Origin of the sequence: Tepidimonas sp., from assembly GCF_036824975.1 — a bacterium.
Lineage (GTDB): Bacteria > Pseudomonadota > Gammaproteobacteria > Burkholderiales > Burkholderiaceae_C > Tepidimonas.
The window spans coordinates 21,412-27,784 of record NZ_DAISZC010000022.1; the positions used below are offsets into that span (position 1 = coordinate 21,412).

The following is a 6,373-nucleotide window of genomic DNA, read 5'->3' on the forward strand; positions in this document are numbered from 1 at the left end:
CGCCTCAACGGTAGTTCGGGGGCCGTTTGTCCAGAAAGGCGCGGATGCCTTCACCAGCGTTGGGGTGGTGCAAGTTGCGCACGAAGTGGTCGCGCTCCTCGCGCAGCTGGCGGCTCAGACTATGTTCCGGCGCGTCGTTGGCCAGCGCCTTGATGCTGGCCAGCGCGTTGGGCGCCTTGGCGTTGAGCCGTTCGCACAGGGCCAGCGCCTCGGCCAGCGCCTCGCCGGGGGCGGCCACAGCCGTCACCAGACCAAGTTGGTGCAGCCGCTCGGCGCCCATCCGCTCGCCCAGCATCAACAGCTGCAGCGCAGTGGCACGCGGCAGCTGACGCAGCAAGGCCCACGAGGCACCGCCATCGGGCGACAGCGCCACATTCACGTACGCCATCACGAACACGGCGTCGCGCGCGGCCACCAGCAAATCGCACGCCAGCGCGAGCGAAAAGCCCGCTCCTGCGCAGGCTCCCTCGACCGCGGCCACCACCGGCTTCGGAAAACTGCGCACCGCCTCGATCCAGCTATGCAGCGCCTCGATGCTGGCGGCCTGCACCTGCGGCGGCTGCTGCCGGTTGGCCAACAGCCGCTGCAGATGGCCCCCGGCACAAAAGGTGCCGCCTTCGCCGGTGATGACGACCGAGCGCACGTCGGCGTTGCGCTCGGCGGCGATCAGCGCTTCGATGCCGGCGACGTAAATCTCGGGCCCCAGTGCGTTGCGATGTTCGGGGTTGTGGATGGTCAGCACCAGCGTGGCGCCGTGGCTGCGGGTCTTGAGTGTGGCGGTCATCGCGTCAGTCCTCGGCGTGCAGCAGACTCAGGCCCAGCGCGCCGCGACGGCGCAGCCAGGGCGAAGGGCGGTAGCGCATGTCGCCATAGACGGTCTGCAGGTTGAACAGTACCTCCAGCACGTTCGCGGCACCGATGCGGTCGCCCATGGCCAGCGGGCCGGCCGGGTAGCCCAGTCCCAGTGTCACGGCGGTGTCCAGATCGGCAGGGGTGCAGATGCCCTGCTGGCAGATGTCCGCTGCGATATTGACGATGGTGGCCAGCACCCGCTGGGTGACGAAACCACCGCTGTCGCGGATGACGCTGACCGCTTTACCATCGCGCGCGAACAGCGCGTGCGCGGCGGCGCGCATGTCACTGCGGGTGGCCGGGTTGGTGGCCAGCACGCGGCGCTTGACGGCGCCATCCGGCAGCAGCATGTCGATGCCGACGGTACGACCCGGCTCCAGCTGCTGCACCGCCGCCACGGTGGTCACGTCGTGGCCCAGCGGAGCCGCGACGATCAGTGCCCGCTGCGACGGCTGGGCACCGGTTTCGATGGTCGCGCCCAGGTCCTTGAGCAGTTGCAGCAGTTCGGCGCGGCGCGCCGCGCGTGCAGGGATCCACACTGGGGGCAGCTCGGCCACGGCCGGCACGGGCGGTTCGGCCGGCACCTGCGCCACACCGTCCACATAGCGATAAAACCCCTCGCCAACCTTGCGACCCAGCACACCCCCCGCCAGCCGCTGCGCGGCAATCACACTGGGGCGAAAGCGCGGCTCTTCGTAGTACTGGTGGTAGATCGATTCCATCACCGGCTGCGACACATCCAGCGCGGTCAGGTCCAGCAGCTCGAACGGCCCGAGACGAAAGCCCCCCTGATCCTTGAGGATACGGTCGATGGTGGCGAAGTCGGCCACGCGCTCGCCAGCGATGCGCAGCGCTTCGGTGATATAACCGCGACCGGCGTGGTTGACGATAAAGCCGGGCGTGTCCTGCGCCCGCACGGGCGTGTGGCCCATCTGGCGCGCAAACGCGCACAACCGCTCGGTCACGGCAGGGTCAGTCCTCAGGCCACTGACCACCTCCACCACCTTCATCAGCGGCACCGGGTTGAAAAAGTGAAACCCTGCCAGACGCTGCGGTGCACGCAGCCGGCTGCCGATGGCCGTGACCGACAGCGAGGAGGTGTTGGTGGCCAGCACAGCCCCGGGGGCGACGATGTCCTCCAGTTGCGCGAACAACGCTTGCTTGGCGTCGAGCCGCTCGACGATGGCTTCGATGACCAGATCGCAGTCCTGCAGCTGCTGCAGATCGGCCGCCGGACGCAACCGCGCGGCACAGTCAGCAGCCTCGGCGGCGCCCAGGCGCCCCTTGTCGACGAGCCGCTGCCAAGTCTGTGTCAGGGACTGGCGGGCCACCTCCACCGCGTCCGGATTGACGTCCATCAGGTACACGTTGGCACCGGCCTGGGCAGCGATTTGCGCAATGCCGCGTCCCATCGCGCCGGTGCCGACGATGCCGATGTTGCGAAAAGACAGTACTGCGCAGGATTCAGCCATGTTGAGTTCCGGGATTGGGGATCGAATGTGACAGAATCGGCCCACGACGTCGAGTCACGCTCCGACTCTGTCCAGGAAAATGCATGCATCCCCGAACCGCGCTGGCCACCCTGCTGCTCGTGTCCGCCCTGGATGGACACGCCCAGTTGCTGGGAAGCATTCAGGGCGCGGTCATCATCGGGCGGCCGCTCGATATTGTGGTGCAAAGCCGCACCGTCCCGGGCAGCGATGCGCAGGCGCTGTGCGTTCAGGCGCAGGTGCACTACGGAGAAACGGTACTCGCGCCATCGGACGTCCAGGTCAGCGTGGAAGGCAGTGGTGAGACGGGCCGCCTGCGTGTCCGTGCCGACAAGCCCGTCGACGAGCCGTTCGTGACCGTGCAGCTGCGCGTGGGCTGTCCTGCGCGCTTTGCACGCTCGTACACCCTGCTGGCCGACGTCGAGCCAGCGGCTCCAACCCCGCCGCCGACGGCCGCGCCAGCGCGCGTGGAAGCGGCTGTAGCGCCTATGGCGGAGCCTTTGGCGCCGGTGGTGCCGCGGGTGAGCGCACCCTCCGTTTCGCCAGCGCCCGAAACACCCATTCGTTCGCTGGTGACGGCGCCCCGTCCCCCCGGGGTGGCGCGGCTGGCGTCGAAGGTGCCCGTGGTCCGAACCAGACCAGTGGCCGGGCAGCAGGACGCGGGTACGGCAGTGGCGCCGCGCGTAGCCGAAGCACCTGCGCCCACAGGGCCACGTCTGAAGCTGGAGCCTGTCGACCTGGGGCAGGGCGGGCCGATGGCCGATGGCGCTGGGTCGCAGGTCAGCGCGGGCGCCGTGACGGGCGACGCGGCGGCAGCCGGTGGCACCGCGTCGGCGGCCGGTGCCGACCCCGCTGCGCTGCAACAGGAGGTGGCGGCGTTGCGGGCCGAGCAGCAGCGCCTGCTGCTGGCGGTCGAAAGCCTCAACCGTGAGCTCACCGCCGCGCGCGAGTCGCAAAACGGAACGGCCTGGACGGTGGCGCTGGGAGGCGTGGCGGTTCTGTTGCTGGCCGCTCTGGCCTGGATGTGGCGCCGGCAGTCCCAGCAATCAAGCCACCTGGCGGCGAATCGGTGGTGGGCAGCGACCGTTCGCCCCGCGCAACCTGAGTCAGTGGGCGTGCCGCCCCCCCCGGTGCCGGGTGAGGCACCGGCGTCCGCAGGCGTGCCGCGCCCCACGGCCACCGCTGAAACCGCGGCACCCGCACCAGCGCGGGCCGAGGTGCGCGCCGAGGGCTCGGCGGCGGCCATGGCCGGACTCGAGGTCAGCGAGGCCGGGGCGTCGGTGTTCCAGGAAGTGCCGGTTGCGCCATTGGATCCGGCCGCGCTGCACGATCTGTGGAGCCGGGTCGATTTTTTCGAGTCCCTTGGTCAGATCGGCGATGCGGTCGCCGCCTTGCGCACGTTCGTGCAGGCATATCCGCGCGCATGTGAAGCGCCGTACCTGCGCTGGTGGGCGCTGGCGCAGCAGCACAACCGCGACCCCCGTTCGGCCCAGGCGATGTACGAACAGCACTATCAGCGTCTGATGCCGATGGCGATCGACGATCCGGCCGGCCTGGAGGCCGATACGGCCTTGATCACGGCGCTGCAACACGACTGGCCGACCGAAGCCGCACGGGCACGCATCGAAGCGGCGCTCGTGTCCCAGCCCGGAGAACCGCTGGCGCCCCTGCAGGTGCGCACGCTGGCCGCGTTCGACGACCTGATCACACTGCACGGCCTGCTCGATCTGCTGCCGCTGATGGAGTCGGCGGCTGCGCCAGCGGCGGCGGCGGCCTCGCAAGGGGTGCCGTCGATGCTCGATTTCGAACTGCCGGATGTGGCGGACATGTCCCCGCGTCCGAAGGCCGAGCCGGCCGCGCCGGCTGCCAGGCGCAGCGACGACGCCCTGGACTTTCATCTGGACGACTGGTTGTCCCCGGCCCCTCCCGCTCCGCCAGAGCGCGGTTGAGCACCCGACGGCTCGGCTCAGCGCCTGACCTGCAGTGCGCCGGGGTTGACGATGTGGGTGGGTGTGCCCTTGATGTAGTTGACGACGTTGTCGAACGCGGCACCGAAATATTTTTCGTAGCTGTCGAGTTCGACGAAGCCGATGTGCGGGGTGCAGACGCAGTTTTCCAGCCGCAGCAGCGCGTGCCCCTGCAGGATGGGCTCGGACTCGAACACATCGACTGCTGCCATGCCCGGACGGCCGCGGTTGAGGGCCGCCACCAGCGCGTCAGGCGCGATCAGCTCGGCGCGTGACGTGTTGACGAAGAGGGCGGTCGGTTTCATCTGCAGCAAATCATCCAGCGTGATGCAGCCGGTGGTGCTGTCCGCTAAGCGCAGATGCACGCTGAGTACATCGCTGTCGGCAAACAGTGCCGCTTTGCTGTCGTACACCTCGAAACCGTCGGCGCGGGCGCGCTCGCGGCTGGCCTCACTACCCCAGATGGCCACCCGCATGCCGAACGCCCGGCCGTAGCCGGCCACCAGGCGTCCGATGCGCCCGTAACCCCACACCCCGAGCGTGCGTCCGCGCAGCACCATGCCCAGGCCGAAGTTGGGTGGCATCGAGGCTGCTTTCAACCCCGACTGCTGCCACGCACCATGCTTGAGGTTGCTGATGTAGTGTGGCAGGCGCCGCATCGCCGCCATGATCAGCGCCCAGGTAAGCTCCGCAGGCGCCACCGGGTCGCTCACGCCCTCGGCGACGGCGACGCCGCGCTCGGTGCAGGCCTGCACGTCGATGTGCCGCCCCACCGCGCCGGTCTGCGCGATCAGCTTCAGCCGCGGCAAGCGCTCCAGCAGCGCCCGCGTGATCTGCGTGCGCTCGCGGATCAGCACGACGATATCCGCGTCGCGCAGGCGCACCGACAGCTGGCCGACCCCCTTGACGGTGTTGGTGTAGACCTTGGCGGGATAGGGATCGAGCTTGTGGGCGCACCGCAGCTTGCGCACCGCATCCTGGTAGTCGTCGAGGATCACGATGTTCATGCGCGCGATTGTGCCCGCAACGCCTGCACTGTCGCGCACGCAGCGCCCGCGGGCGACAGCGCTGCCGCACGTGTCCTACCATTGCGAGGATGAACGCGATCTCGCCCACGGCTGGCGCGGCAGCGGCGGGCCCCATGCCCTGGCGGCGTGACGCCACCGTCATCGGCCTGGTCGGACTGGCACATGCCACGTCCCACTTCTCCCACCTGCTGCTGGCCCCGCTGTTGCCGATTTTTATGCGCGAGTTCGCGCTGAGCTACTCCGACGTAGGGCTGCTGACCAGCCTGTTTTTCCTGCTGTCTGGTGTGGGGCAGGCCCTGTCCGGCTTCCTGGTGGACCGGGTGGGCGCGCGGCCTGTGCTGTTTGCTGCCATCGCTCTGTTCATGGGTTCGGCGCTGGCGGCGGCGCTGGCCGACGGGTATGCGGGATTGCTGCTGGCCGCCGTGCTGGCGGGCTTGGGCAATGCTCCGTTCCACCCGGTGGATTTTTCGATTCTGAATCAGCGCGTTTCCCCCTCCCGACTGGGGCACGCCTTCAGTGTCCACGGCCTCACCGGCAATCTGGGGTGGGCGCTGGCGCCAGTCTTCCTGGTGAGCATCACGGCGCTGAGTCACTGGCGCGTGGCGTACTGGGCGGCGATCGGGGTGTACGCGGCCGTGTGGGCGCTGCTGTGGTGGCAGCGGGACCATCTGCGGACCGAGGTGGTGGCGCGGCCCGCTGGAGCATCGCGCAGGCAGGAGCTGGCGTTTTTGCGGCTACCGGTGGTGTGGGCCTGCTTTGGCTTTTTTCTGCTGTCGACGATGACGCTGGCAGTGGTGCAGACCTACGCCACGCCCATTCTGCAGGCGGTGCATGGGGTGCCGCTGGAGACGGCGGCACTGACCGTGACGGCCTACATGCTGGCCGGCGCTGTGGGTATGCTGGCAGGCGGCTTCGTGGCCGCCCGCTTCGTGGCGGTGGACCGGGTGGTGGCGCTAACCCTGGCGGCAGGGGCGACCCTGATGCTGCTGGCCGCCAGCGGCTGGCTGGGTGGACTGGGCTCGATGGCGCTGCTGGC

At 69.1% G+C, this 6,373-nt stretch carries 5 protein-coding genes; 2 read left to right on the top strand and 3 right to left on the bottom strand.

Features of this window, described 5'->3' with window-relative positions; translation table 11 throughout:
- Positions 1–4: 4 nt before the first annotated feature.
- Together V7Z54_RS04265 and V7Z54_RS04270 are read right to left on the bottom strand one after the other, a co-directional pair.
- Entirely contained in the window at positions 5–784 is a 780-nt protein-coding gene (locus V7Z54_RS04265; protein WP_334134601.1) for an oxepin-CoA hydrolase, alternative type, read from the bottom strand.
- Between the two features lie 4 nt (positions 785–788).
- Entirely contained in the window at positions 789–2,324 is a 1,536-nt protein-coding gene (locus V7Z54_RS04270) for a 3-hydroxyacyl-CoA dehydrogenase (protein ID WP_334134602.1), read from the bottom strand.
- Positions 2,325–2,407: 83 nt separating this feature from the next.
- On the opposite strand from V7Z54_RS04270, the gene V7Z54_RS04275 reads away from it, so the two are divergent.
- Positions 2,408–4,291: a hypothetical protein gene (locus V7Z54_RS04275; protein WP_334134604.1), complete on the top strand. Its 1,884-nt coding sequence runs from the start codon at positions 2,408–2,410 to the stop codon at positions 4,289–4,291.
- 17 nt (positions 4,292–4,308) lie between these two features.
- Here the strand turns inward: V7Z54_RS04275 and V7Z54_RS04280 are convergent, their stop codons facing one another.
- Complete coding sequence (locus V7Z54_RS04280) at positions 4,309–5,316, bottom strand: D-2-hydroxyacid dehydrogenase family protein (protein ID WP_334134605.1); 1,008 nt, start codon at positions 5,314–5,316, stop codon at positions 4,309–4,311.
- Positions 5,317–5,405: 89 nt separating this feature from the next.
- Here V7Z54_RS04280 and V7Z54_RS04285 point away from each other — a divergent pair.
- On the top strand, positions 5,406–6,373 hold a 968-nt coding region (locus tag V7Z54_RS04285; protein ID WP_334134606.1), incomplete at its 3' end, for an MFS transporter.

Bases quoted from the DNA above. Each gene is read 5' to 3' on its own strand.
- V7Z54_RS04265 (WP_334134601.1), bottom strand. From the start codon at position 784: ATGACCGCCACACTCAAGACCCGCAGCCACGGCGCCACGCTGGTGCTG.
- V7Z54_RS04270 (WP_334134602.1), bottom strand. From the start codon at position 2,324: ATGGCTGAATCCTGCGCAGTACTGTCTTTTCGCAACATCGGCATCGTC.
- V7Z54_RS04275 (WP_334134604.1), top strand. From the start codon at position 2,408: ATGCATCCCCGAACCGCGCTGGCCACCCTGCTGCTCGTGTCCGCCCTG.
- V7Z54_RS04280 (WP_334134605.1), bottom strand. From the start codon at position 5,316: ATGAACATCGTGATCCTCGACGACTACCAGGATGCGGTGCGCAAGCTG.